Genomic DNA, 21,339 nt, shown 5'->3' with positions numbered 1-21,339 from the left:
TCCTTCCGGGCCCCGGCCGCCAGAACCCGGGGAAACGGCCCGGGGCCCGCCATGTCATGCCGTCGGACGCGGCGCCAGGACCGCGCAGGTGGTCGTCCCGTGCGCGTACAGCTTGCCGTCCTCCACGCCGACCACCCGCGCCTCCGCCGTCGCGAGGGTACGGCCGACGTGCAGCGCCACGGCCTCGCACCGCAGCTTCCCCGAGTCGGCGAACACCGGGCGCACCATGTGCACGTTCAGCTGGGTCGTGGTGTAGGCCGTGCCGGCGGGCAGTCGGCTCATCACGGCGCAGCCGAGCGCCGAGTCGAGCAGGGTGGCGAGGTAGCCGCCGTGCACGGTGTTCATCGGGTTGAAGAGATGCTCGCCGACCTCGCCCTCGAAGACCGCCGTGCCCGGCCCGGCCTCGACCAGTCCGAAGCCCAGGGTGCTGGCGATCGGCGGAGCCTGGATCCGTCCCGCGATCATCTCCTGCAGGATCTCCTCCCCGGTGAGGTGCGGGAACGCGGAGACCGGCGGTCCGGCCTGCCAGTGGTGGGTACGGCTGTGCGACGCCTTGTCCGGCACGGTCTGCTCTCCCTGGAATCCATACGTGGTCATGGGACCAACCTGCCCGGTCCGCCCGTCCGGCTCAACTGCGATTCGCACTACGGAGCGGCTCCGCCCATGGCGGCACCGGCCATGACGGGCGCGCCGACAACGGGTGACCGTCACATGTCACCCGACGACCGGACGCGCCACGCTGCACGGCAGTCCACCGAACTCCGCCCCCACCCAGGAGTCCTCCATGGTTCTGCTGCCCGTGCGCGTGTCGACCGCGCCCGCCGTGACCGCCCCGTCCACCGCGCTCGTCCCACCGACCGGATCCGACGTGCCCGGATCCAGCGCACCCGGATCCAGCGCACCCGGTACCGCTGAGACCGGGACCACCCGCGCCGTGCCCGTCGCCGGACCGGCCCGCCCGGGCCGGCGGCTCGCGCGCCGCGCCGCGGCTGCGCTGCTCGCGGCGCTGGCACTCGCCTCCACGGCACCGGCCTCCGCCGTCGCGGCCGCCACCCCGGGCCCCGGCCGTACCGCGGCCTCCGCGACTTCCGCCGCGCATGTGGCCGCCCCTGCCGCTTCCACGGCGGGCGGGACCTTCCAACAGGTCACCGGGTTCGGTGGCAACCCCGGGAACCTGGCGATGTTCTCCTACACCCCGGCAGGCCTGCCGACCGGCGCACCGCTGGTGGTCGCGCTGCACGGCTGCACCCAGACAGCCACCGACTACTACCGCAACTCCGGCTGGACCACCCTGGCCGACCGGTACGGCTTCGCGGTGGTGTTCCCGCAGACCGGCAGCGCCAACAACGCCCTCTCCTGCTTCAGCTGGTTCGACGCCGCCAAGGACAGCCGGGGCGCGGGCGAGGCCGAATCGGTGTCCGAAATGGTCACCGAAGCCCGGGCCCTGTACGGCTCCGACGGGCGCCGGGTGTTCGTCACGGGCCTCTCGGCCGGCGGCGGTATGGCGGCCGACCTGCTGGCCGACTACCCGGACGTGTTCGCGGGCGGGGCGATCGACTCCGGCCTGCCGGCGCACTGCGCCACCACCCAGGCCGCCGCCTCGGGGTGCCAGAACGACGACCAGCGGCTCACCCCGGCCCAATGGGGCGACCGAGTCCGCCGGGCGTACCCGGGCCACAGCGGGCCGTGGCCCCGACTGGCGATCTGGCAGGGCACCGCGGACACCACCGTCAGGCCCGTGAACGGCACCGAGCTGCGGGACCAGTGGACGGATGTGTGGAGCATCGGCCAGAGCGCCTCCGCCACCCGGAACCTGCCGGGTGGGACCACCGAGTCCGTCTACAACGACGCGAGCGGCCGGCCCGCCGTGGCGCTCTACTCCGTCGCGGGGATGGGTCACGGACTCGCGGTCGACCCGGGCCCGGGGGCGGACCAGTGCGGGGCCGGCGGCGCCTACTTCCTCGACACGATCTGCTCCAGCTACTACACCGCGCGGTTCTGGGGCTTGGACGGCGGCGGCCCGGCCACGCCCTCGCTGCCCGCACCGGCGGGCCTGACCGCGACCGCCACCGGCCAGGACTCGATCGCGCTCGGCTGGCAGGCCGTCACCGGCGCCGCGTCCTACGTGCTGTACCGGAACGGAACGCGGGCGGCCGCCCCGGCCGGCACCTCGTACACCGACGGCGGCCTGAACCCCGGGGCCTCGTACACCTACACCGTGGCCGCCGTCGACGCGGCGGGCGCCGTGGGAGCCCGGTCGGCGGCGGTGACGGCGAGCACTCCCGGCGGCGCGCAGCAGTGCTTCACGGACAGCAACTACGACCAGGTGAAGGCGGGCCGTGCGACCCAGACCGGCGGCCTCACCTACGCCCTCGGCTCGGGGCAGGCCATGGGCCTCTGGAACACCTTCACGATCCACACGCTGAAGGAGACCGGGGCGGGCTACTTCGTCCTCGCCGACGGGCGGTGCTGACCCGCAACCGGCCGCGAGTCGGCCCCGGCACGGGCCCTGATGCGGCCCCCGACTCCGGGCCGGGCCCGCGTGGCCGCGGTGTCCGGCCACCGTGCCACCGCCGGTGTGCCGGCCTCCGCCCAACCTTCTGAGCATCCTCATCCGTGCTCCTCTCCGGGGCGCAGACCGGCGAACAGGTCGGATTCGGGGAGGACCGTCTCCACCAGGCTCCGGGCCAGGTGGTAGTCCTCCGTCGGCCAGACCTCGCGCTCGATCTCACGCGGGTGTGCCATGAACCCGGTACCGGGCTGTATCTGGGTGGCGTGCGCGAGCAGGGCGGCGTCCCGTACGGCGAACTGCTCGGCGCAGCGGATCCGGGTGGTGGTGGCGAGGGCGGGCGGGGCGTCGGGCCAGCCGGCCAGCACCTCGCCCATGGCCGAGTCGACGCCGCGCACCGTCATCGCGTCGTGCATGGTCTGGAACCAGGCCCGGGACAGCGCCAGGTGGTAGTAGAGCTTGGCCGCCTGCCAGGGCTCGCCCGCCTCCGGAGAGCGGTCGGGGTCGGCCGCGCCCTCGACCGCCTCGACGGTGACCCGATGGGTCATCACATGGTCGGGGTGCGGGTAGCCGCCCGTCTCGTCGTAGGTGACGACGACGTGGGGGCGGAACTCGCGGATCAGCGTGATCAGCGGCTCGGCGGCGACGGCGGGCGGCAGGAGCGCGAAGCAGCCGTCGGGCAGTGGCTCGCCGGGGCCCGGTAGCCCGGAGTCGGTGAAGCCCAGGAAGCGCTGGCCGACACCGAGGATCTCGCGTGCGGCTGCCATCTCCTCGCGCCGGATCCGGGTCAGCTCGGCCCTGGTCCCGGGCCGGTCGAGTCCCGGGTTGAGCACCGAGCCGCGCTCGCCGCCGGTGCACGTCGCGACCATGACGTCCACCCCCTGGGCGGCGTAGCGGGCGAGGGTGGCCGCCCCCTTGCTGGACTCGTCGTCGGGGTGGGCGTGCACGGTCAGCAGCCGGAGTGCGGAGGGGTGAGTGAACATGCGCGGTTCCTTCGGTCCGAGTGGCATCGAGCAGCGGTCCGGTCCGGTGGCCCGCCGGGAGACAACTTAGGTCGGACCCATTGACTGGGTCAAGCCTAATTTCTGTACCCGACCCAGTGAATCTGCGCTACGCTCACGCCATGACCGAGGGCACCCCCAACCTGCGCGAGCTCAACAAGCGCCGCACCCGCGAGGCGATCTCGAACGCCGCCACGCGGCTCTTCATCGAGCACGGCTTCGACCGGACGACGATCGCCGAGGTCGCGGTGGCCGCCGGGGTCGCCAAGATGACCGTCACCAACCACTTCCCGCGCAAGGAGGACCTCGTCCTCGACCTGCACCGGGAGATGATCGCCGCCCAGGCCGAGGCGGTCGCCGGGCGCGCGCCCGGCGAGTCCGCGCTGGCGGCGCTGCGCCGCACCTGCCTCGCCTCGATCGACCGGCACGACCCGGCCCTCGGCTTCGCCGATCCGCCGTTCGCCCGCACCGTCACGGAGAGCCCCGCCCTGCTCGCCCGGCTGCGCGAGATCCACGAGCAGAGCGAGAACGCGCTCACCGCGACCCTCGCCGAGGCCACCGACTCCCCTCCGGGCGACCTCACCGCCAGACTCGCGGCCGGCCTGCTGGCGGCGATCCGCCGCGCGCTCTTCACCGAGGTCTTCCGCCGCGTCCTGGCCGGCGAGGAGCACGAGGCGATATCGGCGGCCATCAGACCGTCCGCCGTCCGGGCCTTCGACCACCTGCGGAGCGCGCTCGACGGGTACGCCGTCCGGCCGACCGACTGACGCGCCGCCACACACCGGGCGCGCCGACGACGGCATCCCCCGACCGGGCCGCTCGTCGTACAGGCACACCGGCACAGCGAAAAAGCGCAGGTCCCGACACTTGACGAAAGGTTGACTTGTTCACGGCAGAACGTTGGCGGGCCCCGACCCTATGGTCGGCGCATGCCCCCACAGCCCATCGGGCGGACAGCCCTGCCCGTCCTGCCCTACCGCAAACCCACCCCCGGCCGGGACTACTGGGTGCTGGACGACGTGCTGCCCGATCCGGACGCGGTCCGCGAACGGTGCCTCGCCCGGGGCGACTGGACCGAGGGGTACCCCTACCGGCCCGAGACATGGCCCGGGCTGCGCACCATGCCCGGCCTGGAGCCGGCCGAGCTCGCCCGGGTGGAGGCACTGGTCCGCAGGGCGACCGGTACCGCCAAGCTCTGGGTCCAGAGCACGCCCGGCGGCGGAACGCTCAACCACAACTGCGTCCAACTGGTCGGCGCCGGCGAGTCGGAATCCCGCCCCCACACCGACTCCCGCGCGCTCTGCCGCTACGCGGCCGTCCTCTACCTCAGCCCCGGTGCCCCCAAGGAGGCCGGCACCAGCTTCTACCGCCAGCAGTTCCCCGGCGGGCGCCTCGGCGGCAACCTCGTCGACGCACCGCACAACAACCTCGTCGAGGCGCTCGGCACGCGCCGCGTCCCGGGTGACGCCTTCACCGAGGACGTCCGCGTCCCCAACCGCTACAACCGGCTCCTGCTGTACCGCGCCAACCTGATCCACAGTGCCACCGGCTACTACGGCATCCCGCTGGAGGAGCGGCGAATGACGGCCGTCTTCTTCTGGATGGCCTGACCCCGGAGCGCCCTGGCACCGGGCCCCGGAGCGCCCGGCCCCGGATCCCTGACGCGACCCGTCCGTGCAGCTGAACCCCGGAGCACCGGCCCCGCCGCCCACCCTGGTTCACGGCACGCACACCCGGGGAAACAGCGCTCATGGACAGCGACCTCCCGCCGCACCCGGAGCCCGGCACAGCGACCGGTGCGACCGACGACCCCGGCAGCGACACCCCCAGCAACACCCGCAGCGACACCCTCAGCGACAGCGGCGACGACACCGACAGCACCAGCGGGACCGACAGCGGCGACGGCGCCATCGGCGGTTCGGTGACCGAGGCCGTACGCCCCGATTGGTCCGGCATCGACCGGATGACGACCCTCGACCTCCTCCGCCTGATCAACGACGAGGACCGCACCGTGGCCGAGGCCGTGGCCACGCAGCTGGAACCGATCGCCGCTGCGGCCGACGCGATCGCCGCCCGGATGGCCCGGGGCGGCCGACTGGTGTACGTGGGAGCGGGAACGGCCGGGCGGCTCGGAGTGCTGGACGCGAGCGAGTGCCCGCCGACCTTCAACACCGCCCCCGGCCAGGTCGTGGGCCTCATCGCGGGCGGCTCCGCAGCGCTGGTCCGCGCCGTCGAGGGCGCGGAGGACCGGCCGGACCTCGCCGTCGCCGACCTCGAAGCACTCGCTCCGACGGCCGCCGACTGCGTGGTGGGCGTCTCCGCCTCGGGCCGTACGCCGTACACGGTGGCCGCGATCCGACAGGCCCGCGCCGCCGGGGCGCTGACCGTGGGCCTGGCCTGCAACCGGGGGTCCGCCCTGGTGTCGGCGGCCGCGCTGGGCATCGAGGTGGTGACGGGGCCGGAGGTGCTGGCCGGATCCACCCGGCTCAAGGCGGGCACCGCACAGAAGCTCGTCCTGAACCTGCTCTCGACGGCCGTCATGGTTCGGCTCGGCAAGACCTACGGAAATCTGATGGTCGACGTGCGGGCGGGCAATGCCAAGCTTCGCGACCGGGCCCACCGGATCGTGGCCACGGCCACCGGCGCGGACGAGGAGACCGTCCGGAGCGCGCTGGCCGTGACGGGCGGCGAGGCCAAGGACGCCGTCCTGGTCGTGCTCGCCGGAGTGGACGCGCCGACCGCCCGCCGACTGCTCGCCGCCTCGGGCGGCCGACTGCGCGAAGCCCTGGAAGCGGCCCGGACGGTGGACTGACGGACGGTGGACTGACGGACGGCCTCGGCGGCACGCACTCGTGGCGGCCGCAGAGACGCCGCCGGAGCACACTGAGCCGGCTAGCCGTTCGTCGACGGCGTGCTTGTTCCGCCAGACGATGTAGCGGCGGATCATGCTTGAACTTGGTGATCTCCATGATCTCCCGGCGCTCGGGCAGGGTGAACGCCCGTGGCCGCCCGCCCTCGTGCTTCGGGAAGAGTGAGTCGAAGCCGTCGGCGTTGAAGTGGTGGATCACGTCGCGAACCCGGTCCGTACTGGTGAAGGTGACCTCGGCGAGCTTCGCCACAGGCACACGCGGGGCAGACAGCAGCACTATCTGTGCCCGCCGCCAGGGCACCACCACCCGGCGACCCGGTGGACGATCCGCAGCAGCCGGCTGCCCTCGTCATCATCGATCTCGCGGACCTGTACGTGGACGCCGGGTCGCCAACCATGCGGTGCGGGACGGGGATCCGTTGCGTCGGTCTACAGCTGATCGAATGTCCAGGTGAGGACTACCTGTCCCGTTTCCGGGACGCCGCCGGCGCGGCGGTACGTGGCCAGTGCTGCCGCGTTCTCCTCGTCCGTGATGGTCCACACGCCATAGCAGCCCCGTTCACGGGACAGGTCGGCGAGCGCCGACACCAGAGCCCGGCCGACGCCACGCCCGCGGAAGGACTCGTCCACGCCCAGCTCGTACAAGAACATCTCGGTTCCCTTGTCCGGATGGGTCATCTCGACACCGGTGACGATCCCCGCCGGGACGTCGTCCACATAGGCGACGAGGAGGTGATGGCGCTCGTCCGTCAGGAACCGTTCAGTCGCCTCCCGCCCTGGGACGGTGTCGAAGAGATGTCCAGCGGCGTCGACCGCCTCGACCTGAGTGACACGACGGATCTCCATTCGAAGATCCTGACACGTTCCGGCATCGGGGGGCGGCCATTTTGCCGCAGAGCGATCCCGACGCCGAACCCGTCTCTACGGCCTTCGGAACCCCGTCGCTCCGACCTCTGTCGGTACCCCAGCAGGGCGAACGTCGCCTGATGCGGCACTGAGCCCAAGGCCGCCGTCGGCCGGACAACCACGATCGCCGACGGCGGCTACCCCGGAACCGGCCTCGTCATCCCGCACCGTCGGCTCGAAGGCGACGAACTGACCGACTGGCAGGCCGAACACAACCACGACCACCAACGGGTCCGCGCCCGCGTCGAGCCCGCCTTCGCCCGGATGAAGACCCGGAAGAACCTGCGCGACCGCCGCCTGAGAGGCGACGGTGTGCGCCACGCGATGCACGGCGTTGCCCGTCCGCACAACCTCGCTCTCACGGGATGACTCCCGCCGCATGCGCGACCTCAGAGGTTCCCGGGAGGGGAGTCCCCACCTCGCAGTCTCGGAGGGGAAATCAGGCGAGGCAGAACTCGTTGCCCTCGATGTCCTGCATCGTGATGCACGACTCGTTGACGCCATCGGCGCGCTGCGTCAGCACGTGCTTCGCCCCGAGCGCCATCAGCCGTGCGCATTCGGCCTCGAGTGTGGCCAGGCGCTCGTCACCCACGAGCCCGGTGCCGGCCCGCACATCGAGATGCACCCGGTTCTTGACGACCTTTCCTTCGGGGACTCGCTGGAAGAGCAGGCGCGGAGCCACACCCGCGGGATCAGTGCACGCGAAGTAGATCGCATCCTCGGGCGGCAGTGAGCGGAAGCACTCCTCCCACGTGGCGAAGCCCTCCGGGACCGCCGGCATGACGTACCCCAGCACCTCGCACCAGAAGGCGGCGAGGCGCACAGGCTCCGCGCAGTCGAAGGCCACTTGGAACTGTTTGATCGTTGACATTGGCGCACAATAACAGGGGCTCTGCTCATTCTCGCAGGTCAGGGGATCCACAGGTGGTCAGGCGGCGGGGTGGACGGCAGCGCCGACGGTGCGGACGACGGCACGGTAGGCGGCGGGTACGCCACCTACCGGCGGCCGGATGCCGAGGATCGAGCAGGCGATCTCCGCCGCCCTGGGTGGGGCGCGCCGTGGTCAATGTCGGGGCCGGCGCGGGGTCGTACGAGTCGGCGACGCTGGAGGTGAGGGCGGTCGAGCCGTCGGCGTCCATGCGTGCCCAGCGCCCCGCGCACCTGTCTGCCGCCGTCGATGCCGTCGATGCCGTGGCCGAGCAGCTGCCGTTCGGCGACGACGCGTTCGACGCGGCGTTGACCGCCTTCAGCGTGCACCAGTGGAGCGACCTCATGACGGGCCTGCGCGAGATGCGGCGGACGGCGCGTGGCCCCCTCGTCGTGTTGACCTGCGACCCCGCTCTCGTCCGGGACTTCTGGCTTTACGAGTACGCGCCGGAGGTGCTGGACACCGAGGCGCGCCGCACCCCGGCGATCGCGGATCTGACCGAGGCGCTCGGCGGACCCGCGTCGGTGACCCGGGTGCCGATACCCGTCGACTGCACCGACGGCTGCAACGAGGCGTCCTACGCTCGCCCCGAGATGCTGGTCGACCCCGGTGCTCGACAGGCGTGCTCGGCGTGGAGCTTCGTCGACGAGCAGTCGCGCGAACGGTTCGCCGCAGATCTGCGGGCCGACCTGGACAGCGGAGCATGGGACACCCGGTTCGGCGCTCGGCGGCAACAGCCCTGCCACCAAGGCTCGCTGGTCGTGATCCGGTCCGGTCCGGCCTGATGCCGGCGGCGCAGCGCTGAGACGCGCCGCGGCCACTCCCCGGCACGGATCCGGGTACAGCACGACGCTCAGCACGTACAGTGGCGGGCCCCTCCAGCGGTACGCCGAACGGTGGGAAGGCCGCCCGCCACGCGATCGGACCCCGCCCGGGGCTCACCCGGCGGTCACGAGAGACGGACGGCTTCCCGCGCCACCACCTCGCCGAAGCGGGGCAGGTCGAGGTCGACCGCCGACCGGTGCTCCGCCTCCGTCAGGGCCGCCATCGCATCCTCGACGAACACCAGCTCGTAGCCGTGGTCGGCGGCTGCCCGAGCGGTCGACTCCACGCCCAGGTTGGTCGCGATGCCGGCGAACACCAACGTGTCCACGCCGCGCCCCTGGAGCAGGTCGTGCAGCCCGGTGTCCTGGAACCCGCCGATGGTGCGCTTCACCAATACGGCATCGGCGGTCGCCGCCACCTCCGCGACCAGCCCACTGCCGGGCGGCTGCTCGGCGACGTTCGGGCGCTCGACGCGCAGGGCGACGACGGGGGCACCCGCTGCCCGGAAGGCCGCCGCCAGTTCCAGCGACGCCCTGAGCACCTCGGTCCCCGCGTGCGGGGCCAGCGGCAGGGCGACGATCCGGTCCATCAGGTCGACCAGGACGAGCGCCGTCCGGCCGGAGTCAAGGGTTCGCATGGCGGATCACGGTAGCGGATCACCGTGGTCGGATGCCTGCTCCTGGGCGGTCGCGCTCCGTAATCCTCGATCAGCACCCACCGCCCGTACTCGACGTCTGCGACGTGGTCGGTCATCCGCAGGATGTCGGCGGCCTCGCTCAACAGCGGCAGGCCGCGCGACGCCACACACGAGCTGACGAGCGACGGCCGAACAAGGTGCCTTCCGACCAGGCAACCGGGCAACTGATCGGACCGCCGCAACGCCGTCCGGCCGCGCCGTCGGCCGGCTTCGGCCAGGCCGCCGACAAGAGTTGAACGCCAACGCCGTCCTTGACGCCCTCGGCGGGTTGTCGATTTCATGGTGTGAACGTCGCCCGGTCCCGAGCATCGACCGCGATGTGGGTGCCTCATGCCCCAGGGGGGTGATGTCCGCACCTCCGTCCGCGACGCACCACCCAGCGACGACACCGCACCGGCCGCCCACCCCGAGAACACCGGAGCTTCCCCGCACCCGAAGGTGGGAGCGCTCCCGCACTCCTCATCCCGCCCCACCCCTCCCCGCCCCGCCCCGCAAGAACCGCCCGCAAGAACCATCCGCTCCGCCCCGGCCGGTGCCCACCGGCGGAGGCCCGCTCGGACCGCCGCCGCACTCCTCGGAGAGGAAGACCGACGTGTCCCACCCCCTACGCCGCCTGCGCAGGATCGTGACAGCGCTCGCTGTCACGGCGGCCGTGCTCCTGTCGGCCCCGCCCGCGCAGGCCGCCCCCACCCCGACCAGCGCCCCCGCCCCCGGAGCGCTCGAAGCAACCGGCGCCACCGCCCCGGGCTCCGGCTACTGGCACACCAGCGGGCGCCAACTGCTCGACGAGGCCGGCCGACCCGTCCGGATCGCCGGAGTCAACTGGTTCGGCTTCGAAACGGCCGACCACGTTCCGCACGGCCTCTGGGCCCGCGACTACGGCAGCATGATCGACCAGATGCGCGCCCTCGGCTTCAACACCATCCGCCTGCCCTACAGCGACGACCTCTTCCGGGGCTCCGTACCGACCGGCGTCAACCACTCCGGCGGCATGAACGCCGACCTCCAGGGCCTGACCTCGCTCCAGGTGATGGACCGGATCGTCGACCGGGCCGGATCCGCCGGGCTCAAGGTGATCCTCGACCGCCACCGCCCGGACGCCGGTGGGCAGTCGGCGCTCTGGTACACGAGCGCCGTCCCGGAGAGCACCTGGCTCGCCGACCTCCGGGCGATCGCCGCGCGCTACGCCGGCAACCCCACCGTCATCGGCATCGACCTGCACAACGAGCCGCACGATCCGGCCTGTTGGGGCTGCGGCGACCCGGCGCTCGACTGGCGCCTGGCGGCCGAGCGCGGCGGCGAGGCCGTCCTGGGGGCCAACCCCTCGCTGCTCGTCCTCGTCGAGGGCGTGCAGAGCTTCCAGGGCAGTTCGACCTGGTGGGGCGGGAACCTCCGCGGCGCGGCGGCGTACCCGGTCCGGCTGGGCGTGCCGAACCGCCTCGTCTACTCCCCGCACGAGTACGCCACGAGCGTGGCGCGCCAACCGTGGTTCGACGACCCGGCGTTCCCCGCCAACCTGCCCGGGGTGTGGGACTCCGACTGGGGCTACCTGTTCCGACAGAACATCGCGCCGGTGTGGATCGGCGAATTCGGCTCCACCCTGCAAGCGGCCGCCGACCGGACCTGGCTGACCGCGCTCACCCAGTACCTGCGGCCCACCGCGCAGGCGGGCGCGGACGCCTTCTCCTGGACGTTCTGGTCCTGGAACCCGAACTCGGGCGACACCGGCGGGATCCTCAAGGACGACTGGACCACCGTGGACACGGTGAAGGACGGCTACCTCACCGCCGTCAAGGCCCCGGGGTTCGCCGCCGGCGGCGGGGTCGGCGACACCCGGTCGCCGACGGCCCCCAGCGGTCTCACGGCGACCGCTGTCACCGCCACCTCCGCCACCCTCGGCTGGGCCGCCTCCCAGGACGACACGGTCGTCACCGGCTACGACGTCCACCGGGGCGCCACACTGGTGGGCACGGTCACGGGCACCACGTACACGGACACCGGCCTCACCCCGGCGACCGCCTACACCTACACCGTCACCGCCCGGGACGCCGCCGGGAACGTCTCGGCCGCCTCCGGGGCGACGACCGTGACCACCGCGGGGCCTCCCGACACCACCGGCTGCACGGCCAGTTGGTACACGGACAGCCAGTGGGACACCGGGTTCACCGCGACCGTGACGGTCACCAACACCGGGAGCCGGGCCGGTAGCACCTGGACGGCCGCCTGGGACCGGCCCGCCGGGTGGCAGCCGACCGGTACCTGGAACGCCGCCGTCACCCAGTCGGCGAGCACGGTCACCGCGACCGGCCTGGCGTACAACAGCGCCTTGGCGCCCGGCGCTTCGACGACCTTCGGCCTTCAGGGCAGCGGCCGGCTCGGCGCCTCCCCGCCGGTGCCGACGTGCAGCGTCACGCCCTGACGGCAGCAGGGCCTGCGCCCACCCGGCACCACCAGCCACCGGGCACCACCACCAGGTACCGGACACCAGGCCGTACCGCAGGCAGCCCACCCAGACCCACCCGACACTCGCCGAGGCCCAGCACGGACCCTGCTGCGGGAGCGCTCCCACGCATTTGCGTCGAACGCCTTGACGCCCCCGAGCGTTCATGGGTTGATAGCGGGGAGCCGGAGTCTGACTCCATCTCACTCACACAGCAGCCGAATTGAGAGCCCTCCCGCAGTTCGGCAACCATCCCGGCCGACCCGCCGGAAACCTGCACCGGGATCGCTCTCATCTCTGATGGGAGCGATCCCACTCCGGCGCCCCGGACCGGCGCCCTTACCCCTGGGTCCCCCACCCGAAAGGACTCCCCCATGCCTTCCGGCCACCACAACGGCGGACGCACCCGCCGCAGGCCCGTGCTCCACCGGCTGCGCGCCCTCGCCGCCGTCGCGGCGCTCGGCGCCACCAGCCTCCTGCCCGTCGCCACCGCCTCCGCCTCCGCCGCCCCCGCCTCCGCCTCAGCCGCTGCGGCGGAGGCCTCGACGCCGGCCGCCCGGGTCGACAACCCCTATGCCGGCGCGGGCGTCTACGTGAACCCCGAGTGGGCCGCGAACGCCGCCGCCGAACCCGGCGGCAGCGCCGTCGCGGGCCAGCCGACCGCCGTCTGGCTCGACCGCATCGCCGCCATCAACGGCACCGCCGGCCACCTGGGCCTGCGCGGACACCTCGACAACGCCGTCCGGCAGGCGGCGGGCAAGCCCTTCGTCGTCCAGCTCGTCGTCTACGACCTCCCCGGCCGCGACTGCGCCGCCCTCGCCTCCAACGGCGAACTCGGCCCGACCGAGATCGGCCGCTACCGGACCGAGTTCATCGACCCGATCGCCGCCGTGCTGGCCGATCCCGCCTACGCCGGCCTGCGGATCGTCACCACCGTCGAGATCGACTCGCTGCCGAACCTGGTCACCAACGCGGGCGGCACCGCCACCGCCACCCCGCAGTGCGACACCATGAAGGCCAACGGCAACTACGTGAACGGCGTCGGGTACGCACTGGCCAAGCTGGGCGCCGTCCCGAACGTCTACAACTACGTCGATGCCGGCCACCACGGCTGGCTCGGCTGGGACTCCAACCTCGGCCCAGCCGTCGACGTCCTCCACCAGGCCGCGACGGCCGCCGGCTCCACCACCGCCAACGTGCACGGCTTCATCGTCAACACCGCCAACTACTCGGCCCTGAAGGAGCCCTACTACACCATCGACGACTCGGTGAACGGCACCTCGGTGCGCCAGAGCGCCTGGGTGGACTGGAACCGCTACGTCGACGAGCTCTCCTACGCCCAGGCCTTCCGGCAGAAGGCCGTCAGCGCCGGGTTCGACCCGGCCGTCGGCATGCTGATCGACACCTCGCGCAACGGCTGGGGCGGCGCGGCCCGCCCGACCGGGCCGGGCGCCCGAACCAGCGTGGACAGCTACGTGGACGGCGGCCGGACCGACCGGCGGTTCCAGACCGGCAACTGGTGCAACCAGTCCGGGGCCGGCCTCGGCGAGCGTCCGCGGACCGCACCCGAGCCGGGCATCGACGCCTACGTGTGGGTGAAGCCCCCGGGCGAGTCGGACGGCGCCAGCCAGTACATCCCCAACGACGAGGGGAAGGGCTTCGACCGGATGTGCGACCCGACGTACACGGGCAACGCGCGCAACAACTTCCACCTCTCCGGCGCCCTGCCGGGCGCGCCGCTGGCCGGGGCCTGGTTCTCCGCCCAGTTCCAGGAGTTGCTGAAGAACGCCTACCCGCCGGTGACCGGCGGCGGCACCGGCGACACCACGCCGCCGAGCACCCCGGCCGGCCTCCGCGCCACCGCCACCACGGCCGCCACCGTCTCGCTGGCGTGGACGGCCTCGACCGACAACGTCGGGGTCACGGGGTACGACGTCTACCGCAACGGCACGGCGGTCGGGTCCACCACGGGCGCCGGCGGCACCACCTACACCGACGGCGGGCTGACCGCCTCGACCGCCTACCGCTACACCGTGGTCGCACGTGACGCGGCGGGCAACGCCTCGACGGCCTCGGCGGCCCTCACCGTCACCACCGCCGCGGGCAGCGGCGGCGGGAGCTCCGGCTGCACCGCGACCTACCGGGTCGGCAGCGACTGGGGCAGCGGCTTCAACGCCGACGTCACCGTCACCAACACCGGCACGGCCGCCGCCACGCACTGGAAGGTGACCTGGACCTGGGGCGGCACCCAGCAGGTGAGCAACCTCTGGAACGGCGTCCTCGCGCAGTCCGGCCCGAGCGTGACCGTCACCAACGCCCCGTACAACGGCGCGCTGGCGGCGGGCGCGAGCACGGCCTTCGGGTTCGGCGCCGGTTACTCCGGCGGCAACACCGCGCCCACGCTGAGCTGCACGACGAGCTGACGCCCGACCGGCCCGGTGTCGGCTCCGCCACGACGGCGGGGCCGGCACCGGCGCTGTCCCCAGCGTTCCGGCCAGTCAGGGGCTCCCGCCACACAGGGGCTCCCGCCAAGCCGGTACTCGCGCCGGGGCCGCGGGCAGGCCCCCGTCAGGCCGAGTCGCGGACCACCAGCTCGGTCGCCAGCACCACCTGCCGGCTGCCCCGGTGCCGCCCGGCGATCTCCTCCAGGAGCAGCCGGGCCATCGTGCGCCCCATCTCCTCGATCGGCTGGCGGACGCTGGTCATCGCCGGTTCGGTGTGCCGGGCCACGATCGAGTCGTCGAACCCGATCACCGCGACCTGGTCCGGAATCCGCCGGCCTGCCGCCCGGAGCACCTGCATGGCCCCGGCGGCCATTACGTCCGAGGCGCAGAACACCGCGTCGAGGTCGGGCCGCCGCTCCAGCAGCGCCCGCATCGCCTGCCGCCCGCCCTCCTCGGTGAAGTCGGCCAGACCGACGAGGTCCTCCTCGTACGTCTGCCCGGCCTCCTCCAGGGCCCGGCGGTAGCCGTCCAGGCGGGCCAGCGCCACCTCCATGTCCAGCGGGCCGGTGATGGTGGCCACCCGGCCGCAGCCGCGCCGCAGCAGGTGCCGGACGGCCATCCGCGCACCGCCGGCGTTGTCGGCGTGGACATAGCTGAGGACCTCGTGGTCGTTGCGCCGGCCGGCCAGCACCGACGGGATCTCCAGGCTCTCCAGCAGGCCGGGCAGCGGGTCGTCCCGGTGCACCGCGACGAGCAGCACGCCGTCCACCCGCTGGGCCGACAGGTACGCGGCCAGCCGGTCGCGCTCGCGCTGGTTGCGGACCAGGATCAGCAGCAACTGCATGTCGGTCTCGCTGAGTTCGGCCGCGACCCCGCTGATGATGTCGGAGAAGTAGGGCTCGGAGAAGAGCCTGGTCTCCGCCTCCGGGACGACCAGGGCGACGGCGTCCGTCCGGGAGGTGACCAGGGCCCGCGCCGCCCGGTTCGGCACGTAGCCGAGTTCGGCGATCGCGGCCTGGACCGCCTCCCGGGCCTTGTCGCTCACCCGGGGCGAGCCGTTGACCACCCGGGAGACCGTGCCGCGGCCCACGCCGGCGAGGGCGGCCACCTCCTCCAGGGTCGGCCGTGCCGAGCCCCGTGACCCACTGCCCGACGCGCCGGCCGTCCCACTCGCCGCCTGTGCCATCGTCCACCTCTCCAAGACCTCGCCACGGGGGCCGCCGCGCCGGGCGGGCGCCCCGGAGACCATCCTCCTCCACCGGGGCGCGGCGCGGGCGCGAGGGGGCAGGTGCCGGCCCGGTGGGCCGCCCGCCGCAGGACACGTTCCCGCAACGGATGGCGCGATCCGCCTTGACACCCGACCCGATCACCCAGCAACCTTCCCCTAGTGCTTGGGAGCGCTCCCACGACAGTGCGCCCACCCTAGCGGCCCGCCGCCACCGGGGCCAGCCTCCGACGCCCGACCGGAGCCGGAGGGGCTGTCCGACGCTCAATCAACAAGCTTGCCAGTGAGCCGAATTGGCCGCCGTAACACTGACTGATCAACCGAGGCCGGGCACCACGCACGCGTCCGCCGAGTACTGCCGGAACCAGAGCCCGAGCCGGAACCAGAGAGCCCGAGCCGAAGCCCGAGCAAACCCGCACCCGGCCCCCGGGAGCACCGGCCACCCGGCCACCCGGCCACCCGGCCCCCGGGAGCACCGGACACCGGCCACCAGACACCCGCCACACCCACCACGCACAGGCACCGAGGAGAACCCCCATGCGTCCCACCACCCGCGCACGCCGCCGGGCCGTCCCCGTCACCACCGCACTGACCCTCTCGGCCCTCCTGCTCACCGGCTGCGCCGGCGGCTCCGACGCCGATCCCGCCACCGGCGCAGCCGCCGACGGCGGCGGCAAAGTCACGCTCTCCGTCGGCGACTTCGGCACCTTCGGCTACCGGGAAGCCGGCCTGTACGACGAGTACATGGCCGCCCACCCCTCGATCACCATCCGGTACGAGACCGTCCAGGACGGTCAGAAGTACTGGGACGCCCTGGCCACCCACCTGGCCTCCGGCAGCGGCCTCAACGACATCCAGGCCGTCGAGGTCGGCTACATCGCGCAGGCCACCGGCACGCTCGGCGACAAGTTCACCGACCTCTCCAAGGCGGAGGGCGTCCGGGCCGACGCGTGGCTGCCGTGGAAGGCCAAGCAGGCCACCACCGCCAAGGGCGCCCTGATCGGCCTGGGCACCGACATCGGCCCGATGGCCGTCTGCTACCGCAAGGACCTCTTCGAGCAGGCCGGACTGCCGACCGACCGCGAGGCCGTCGGCAAGCTGTGGAGCGGGGACTGGGCGAAGTTCGTCGAGGCCGGTAAGCAGTACCAGGCCAAGGCCCCGGCGGGCACCTTCTTCACCGACTCGGCGAGCGGCCTCTTCAACGCGGCCCTCTCCGCGGAGTCCCAGCAGTACTCGGACGCCTCCGGCAAGCTCGTCTACCGGGACAGCCCCGGGGTGAAGAAGGCCTGGACGACCGCCGTGGACGCGTCCCGCGCCGGTATCAGCGCCGGTCTGCGGCAGTTCCAGGACGACTGGAACACCGCCTTCAGCAACGCCCGGTTCGCCACCGTGGTCTGCCCGTCCTGGATGACCGGCATCATCAGCAAGTACTCCGGCGACCCGGGCAAGGGCAAGTGGGACATCGCGCAGGCGCCGGTGGCCTCCAACTGGGGCGGCGCCTTCCTCACGGTGCCCAAGGCCGGCAAGCACCAGAGGGAAGCCGCCGCGCTGGCCGCCTGGCTGACCGCGCCCGAGCAGCAGGCCAAGGTCTTCGCCAAGGTCGGCAATCTGCCGTCGACCACCGCGGCACTGGCTCAACCCGCCGTCCAGAACGCCACCTTGGACTACTTCGGCACCACCCCGACCGGGAAGATCTTCGCCGCCACCGCACAGAACATCGCGCCGGCACCGATCGGTGAACAGGACGGCACGGTCAAGACCGTCATCACGGACAACGGGATCCTCGACATCGAGCAGCACGGCACCGACCCGGCCAAGGCCTGGAGCAACGTCACCAAGCTGATCGACGACAAGGTCAACGGCTGAGCGCCACCCCTCCGGCCGTTCCGGTGCCGGGCCCGTCCGCGGCCCGGACCGGCCCGGCCCGCCACCCCTGGAAGGACTCCCCCGTGGCCACCACCCACCGGCCCGCGACGGGCAGCGGCCCGCCCCGGCCCGCGCCCGCAGGGCGCCGCTCCGGCCCCGCCGCGCCGCCCCCCAGCTGGCGCTCGCGCCTGCACCGACTCGACCTCAAGGCCTCGCCCTACGCGTACATCGCGCCCTTCTTCCTCTGCTTCGCGGCCTTCGGCCTGTTCCCCCTCCTGTGGACCGGCTGGCTCTCGCTGCACCGGGTCGACCTGCTCGACCCGGGGGTGATGGAGTGGCGCGGGCTGGGCAACTACACCCGGCTCTGGGGCACGGAGCAGTTCCGCACCGCGCTGCTCAACACCTTCACCATCGGGGTGCTGTCCACCGTGCCGCAGCTGCTGATGGCGCTCGGGCTGGCGCACCTGCTCAACTACCGGCTGCGCGGCCGCGGCTTCCTGCGGGTGGCGGTCCTGGCGCCGTACGCCACCTCGATCGCGGCGGCGACCCTGGTCTTCGTCCAACTGTTCAACCCCGACTACGGCTTGGTCAACTGGCTGCTCTCGCTGGTGGGGGTCGGCCGGACGGACTGGTACGCCGACACCTGGCCCGCCCAGATCGCCGTCGCCACCATCGTCACCTGGCGCTGGACGGGCTACAACGCGCTGATCTACCTGGCCGCGATGCAGGCCGTCCCGAAGGACCTCTACGAGGCCGCGAGCCTGGACGGCGCCTCCCGCTGGCAGCAGTTCACCCGGATCACCGTGCCGTCCATCCGGCCCACCATCCTGTTCACGGTGATCGTCTCGACCATCGGGGCCACCCAGCTGTTCGGCGAGCCGCTGCTCTTCGGCGGCGGTGTCGGGGTCAGCGGCGGATCGGCCCACCAGTTCCAGACCTTGAGCCTCTACATGTACGAACTCGGATGGCCGAGCCGTCAGTTGGGCCGCGCGTCGGCCGTCGCCTGGACGATGCTGCTGATCCTGTTGCTGATCGGCGCCGTCCAACTGCTGCTCGCCCGCCGGGGCCGTGCCGGACAGGGGCGCTGAGATGACCACCACCCTCGAACCCACCCCGACGGCGGGGCCGTCCACCGCCGGCCGTGCCCCCCGCCGTCTCGCGGGCGCGCTGCGCGCCGTCCGGCGCCGGCTGCGGCCCGGTGCCGGGGAGCAGGACAAGGCCGGGCCGCTGACCTACGCCGTCCTGGTGGCCGCCGCCGTGCTCTCGCTGTTCCCCCTGTACTGGACCTTCGTCGCCGCCTCCTCCACCGGGGAGCGGGTGGCCCAGGCACCGCCGCCGCTGCTGCCCGGCGGATCGCTGTGGACCAACATCACCACCGCCTGGGAGCAGGCCGACCTCGGCCGGGCGCTGCTCAACTCCACGGTCGTGGCGGGCTGCGTCGCACTGAGCACGGTCGCGTTCTCCACCCTGGCCGGGTTCGCCTTCGCCAAGCTGGCGTTCCGCGGCCGGGGCGCCCTGCTGACCGTGGTCGTCGCCACCATGACCATCCCCCCGCAGCTCAGCGTGATCCCGCTCTACCGGATCATCACCGACCTGGGCTGGGGCAACCAGCTGAAGGCCGTCGTACTCCCCTCCCTGGTGGCCGCCTTCGGGGTGTTCTTCATGCGGCAGTACCTCGCCGAGGCGCTGCCGGTGGAGCTGATCGAGGCGGCCCGGGTGGACGGCGCGCACAGTCTGCGGATCGTCTGGCACGTCGTGCTGCCGGTGGCCCGGCCGGCGATGGCCGTGCTGGGAATGCTGGTCTTCGTGCAGTCCTGGAACGACTTCTTCTGGCCCTTCGTCGTCCTGACCCAGCAGAACCCGACCGTCCAGGTCGCGTTGTCCGCCATCGGCGGCGGCAGCGCCTACGAAGTCAACCAGGCGGTCATCATGACCGGCGCCCTGGTCGGCACGCTGCCGCTGCTGCTGCTCTTCGCCGTCCTGGGCCGGCACATCGTCGGGGGCATCACCGCCGGCGCCGTCAAGAGCTGAACCCGCCCCACGCCGCCGTCAAGAGCTGAACCGCCGTCGAGCGCTGACCCCCGCCCCGCCCACCACCTCCCGGGAGCATCCCCGCCATGACCTCCACCGTGCCGCCCGCCCGCACCGATGCCGTCCCCGCGGCCCGCACCTCCGCCCGCACCTCCGCCTCCACCCCCGCCGCCCGCACCGCGGCCGAACCCCCCGCCCGGGCCTTCCCGCCCGGCTTCCGCTGGGGCGCCGCCACCGCCGCCTACCAGATCGAGGGCGCCGCCGCCGAGGGCGGCCGGACGCCGTCGATCTGGGACACCTTCAGCCACACCCCCGGCCGGACCGCCGGCGGGCAGACAGGCGACGTGGCGGTCGACCACTACCACCGGTTCCGCGAGGACGTCCGGCTGATGGCCCGGCTCGGCCTCACCTCCTACCGGTTCTCGCTCTCCTGGCCACGGATCCAGCCCACCGGCCGCGGCCCCGCCCTGGAGAGCGGCCTGGACTTCTACCGGGCCCTGGCCGACGAGCTCGCGGAGCACGGCATCCGGCCGGTCGCCACCCTCTACCACTGGGACCTCCCGCAGCACCTGGAGGACGCCGGCGGCTGGCCGGTGCGCGAGAGCGCCGAGCGCTTCGCCGAGTACGCGGCCCTCGCGGCGCAGGCCCTGGGCGACCGGATCGACACCTGGGTGACCCTGAACGAACCCTGGTGCAGCGCCTTCCTCGGCTACGGCTCCGGCGTCCACGCACCCGGCCGCACCAGCCCGGCCGACGCGCTCCGCGCCGCCCACCACCTCAACCTCGGGCACGGCCTCGCCGTCGGCGCCCTGCGCGCCGCCCTGCCCTCGACCGCCGAGATCGCCGTCTCGCTCAACCTGCACGCCGTCCGCCCGCTCACCGGCCACTCCGACGACCTCGCCGCGGCCCGGCGCATCGACGCGGTGGGCAACCGGATCTTCACCGGTCCGATGTTCGCCGGCGCCTACCCGGACGACCTGCTGGCCGACACCGCCCACCTGGTCGACTGGGCGGACCTGGTGCGCGACGGCGACCTCGCCGAGATCTCCCGGCCCATCGACCTGCTCGGGCTGAACTACTACACGCCGACGGTGGTCTCCGCCGCCCGCGACGGCGAGGCCGCGACGGCCCGCCACGACGGCCACGGCGCGAGCCCGCACTCCCCCTGGCCGGGTGCCGACGACGTCACCTTCCACCGCGCGCCCGGCGAACTCACCGCCATGGGGTGGCCGATCGACCCGACCGGCCTGACCGAGCTGCTGACCTCGCTGCACCGGGAGCACGGGCTGCCGCTCCTCGTGACCGAGAACGGCGCGGCCTTCGAGGACGTGGTCGGCCCCGACGGCAGCGTCGACGACCCCCGGCGGATCGCCTACATCCGCGCCCACCTCGCCGCCGTCCACCACGCCCTCGAAGCCGGCGCAGACGTGCGCGGCTACTACCTCTGGTCGCTGCTCGACAACTTCGAGTGGGCCTACGGCTACGCCAAGCGCTTCGGCGCCGTCCACGTGGACTACGACACGCTCGCCCGCACCCCGAAGGCCAGCGCCCACTGGTACGCGGAGGTGATCCGCCGGGGCGGGATCGACTGAGCGAGG

General features: G+C 73.0%; 17 protein-coding genes and 2 pseudogenes. 12 read left to right on the top strand and 7 right to left on the bottom strand.

Annotation, left to right across the window (positions count from 1 at the left end; translation table 11 throughout):
• Positions 1–54: 54 nt before the first annotated feature.
• Positions 55–597: a PaaI family thioesterase gene (locus ACZ34W_RS22720; protein ID WP_329485924.1), complete on the bottom strand. Its 543-nt coding sequence runs from the start codon at positions 595–597 to the stop codon at positions 55–57.
• Positions 598–784: 187 nt separating this feature from the next.
• Between ACZ34W_RS22720 and ACZ34W_RS22715 the strand changes: the two genes are divergently transcribed.
• Complete coding sequence (locus ACZ34W_RS22715; protein WP_465606537.1) at positions 785–2,473, top strand: extracellular catalytic domain type 1 short-chain-length polyhydroxyalkanoate depolymerase; 1,689 nt, start codon at positions 785–787, stop codon at positions 2,471–2,473.
• A 137-nt stretch (positions 2,474–2,610) separates the two neighbouring features.
• Here ACZ34W_RS22715 and mca read toward each other — a convergent pair whose 3' ends face one another.
• The gene (gene mca, locus ACZ34W_RS22710; protein ID WP_465606535.1) at positions 2,611–3,492 is read right to left on the bottom strand and encodes a mycothiol conjugate amidase Mca; all 882 of its coding nucleotides are present in this window, start codon (positions 3,490–3,492) and stop codon (positions 2,611–2,613) included.
• A 140-nt stretch (positions 3,493–3,632) separates the two neighbouring features.
• Here mca and ACZ34W_RS22705 point away from each other — a divergent pair, with 140 nt between their 5' ends.
• The 3 genes from ACZ34W_RS22705 (at position 3,633) to murQ (ending at position 6,322) form a co-directional block, all read left to right on the top strand.
• Positions 3,633–4,277, top strand: a complete 645-nt coding sequence (locus ACZ34W_RS22705) for a TetR/AcrR family transcriptional regulator (protein WP_465606533.1) — start codon at positions 3,633–3,635, stop codon at positions 4,275–4,277.
• A gap of 162 nt (positions 4,278–4,439) precedes the next feature.
• Positions 4,440–5,120, top strand: a complete 681-nt coding sequence (locus ACZ34W_RS22700; protein WP_465606531.1) for a DUF6445 family protein — start codon at positions 4,440–4,442, stop codon at positions 5,118–5,120.
• Positions 5,121–5,260: 140 nt separating this feature from the next.
• Positions 5,261–6,322, top strand: a complete 1,062-nt coding sequence (gene murQ, locus ACZ34W_RS22695; RefSeq protein WP_465606529.1) for an N-acetylmuramic acid 6-phosphate etherase — start codon at positions 5,261–5,263, stop codon at positions 6,320–6,322.
• Positions 6,323–6,458: 136 nt separating this feature from the next.
• On the opposite strand, the pseudogene ACZ34W_RS22690 reads toward murQ, so the two are convergent.
• Both ACZ34W_RS22690 and ACZ34W_RS22685 read right to left on the bottom strand, forming a co-directional pair.
• Positions 6,459–6,739 (bottom strand): annotated as a pseudogene (locus ACZ34W_RS22690) (helix-turn-helix domain-containing protein); the annotation flags it as partial.
• A gap of 69 nt (positions 6,740–6,808) precedes the next feature.
• A complete protein-coding gene (locus ACZ34W_RS22685; protein ID WP_465606527.1) occupies positions 6,809–7,225 on the bottom strand; it encodes a GNAT family N-acetyltransferase in 417 nt (138 codons plus the stop codon).
• 156 nt (positions 7,226–7,381) lie between these two features.
• Here ACZ34W_RS22685 and ACZ34W_RS22680 point away from each other — a divergent pair.
• Positions 7,382–7,654 (top strand): annotated as a pseudogene (locus ACZ34W_RS22680) (transposase); the annotation flags it as partial.
• Positions 7,655–7,724: 70 nt separating this feature from the next.
• Here the strand turns inward: ACZ34W_RS22680 and ACZ34W_RS22675 are convergent.
• Positions 7,725–8,156, bottom strand: a complete 432-nt coding sequence (locus ACZ34W_RS22675) for a VOC family protein (protein ID WP_329485931.1) — start codon at positions 8,154–8,156, stop codon at positions 7,725–7,727.
• A 176-nt stretch (positions 8,157–8,332) separates the two neighbouring features.
• Here ACZ34W_RS22675 and ACZ34W_RS22670 point away from each other — a divergent pair, with 176 nt between their 5' ends.
• Entirely contained in the window at positions 8,333–8,998 is a 666-nt protein-coding gene (locus ACZ34W_RS22670) for a class I SAM-dependent methyltransferase (RefSeq protein WP_465606525.1), read from the top strand.
• A gap of 164 nt (positions 8,999–9,162) precedes the next feature.
• Here ACZ34W_RS22670 and ACZ34W_RS22665 read toward each other — a convergent pair whose 3' ends face one another.
• Positions 9,163–9,675 (bottom strand): isochorismatase family protein, encoded by a 513-nt coding sequence (locus ACZ34W_RS22665; RefSeq protein WP_329485933.1) that lies wholly within the window; start codon positions 9,673–9,675, stop codon positions 9,163–9,165.
• A gap of 652 nt (positions 9,676–10,327) precedes the next feature.
• Here ACZ34W_RS22665 and ACZ34W_RS22660 point away from each other — a divergent pair.
• Positions 10,328–12,154, top strand: coding sequence for a cellulase family glycosylhydrolase (locus ACZ34W_RS22660; RefSeq protein WP_465606522.1), 1,827 nt, complete (start codon positions 10,328–10,330; stop codon positions 12,152–12,154).
• A 395-nt stretch (positions 12,155–12,549) separates the two neighbouring features.
• A complete protein-coding gene (locus tag ACZ34W_RS22655) occupies positions 12,550–14,598 on the top strand; it encodes a glycoside hydrolase family 6 protein (protein ID WP_465606520.1) in 2,049 nt (682 codons plus the stop codon).
• 145 nt (positions 14,599–14,743) lie between these two features.
• Here the strand turns inward: ACZ34W_RS22655 and ACZ34W_RS22650 are convergent, their stop codons facing one another.
• A complete protein-coding gene (locus ACZ34W_RS22650) occupies positions 14,744–15,805 on the bottom strand; it encodes a LacI family DNA-binding transcriptional regulator (RefSeq protein WP_359804485.1) in 1,062 nt (353 codons plus the stop codon).
• Positions 15,806–16,381: 576 nt separating this feature from the next.
• Between ACZ34W_RS22650 and ACZ34W_RS22645 the strand changes: the two genes are divergently transcribed.
• From ACZ34W_RS22645 to ACZ34W_RS22630, 4 genes are all read left to right on the top strand, one after another.
• On the top strand, positions 16,382–17,710 hold the full coding sequence (locus ACZ34W_RS22645; RefSeq protein ID WP_465606518.1) for an ABC transporter substrate-binding protein: 1,329 nt from the start codon (positions 16,382–16,384) through the stop codon (positions 17,708–17,710).
• A gap of 83 nt (positions 17,711–17,793) precedes the next feature.
• Complete coding sequence (locus tag ACZ34W_RS22640; protein ID WP_465606516.1) at positions 17,794–18,798, top strand: carbohydrate ABC transporter permease; 1,005 nt, start codon at positions 17,794–17,796, stop codon at positions 18,796–18,798.
• 1 nt (position 18,799) lies between these two features.
• Positions 18,800–19,741 (top strand): carbohydrate ABC transporter permease, encoded by a 942-nt coding sequence (locus tag ACZ34W_RS22635; protein ID WP_465606514.1) that lies wholly within the window; start codon positions 18,800–18,802, stop codon positions 19,739–19,741.
• Between the two features lie 86 nt (positions 19,742–19,827).
• On the top strand, positions 19,828–21,333 hold the full coding sequence (locus ACZ34W_RS22630; RefSeq protein ID WP_465606512.1) for a GH1 family beta-glucosidase: 1,506 nt from the start codon (positions 19,828–19,830) through the stop codon (positions 21,331–21,333).
• Positions 21,334–21,339 lie beyond the last annotated feature (6 nt).

It is taken from the genome of Kitasatospora sp. NPDC022856 (assembly GCF_055561235.1).
This window is presented reverse-complemented; position numbering and strand designations above follow the sequence as displayed.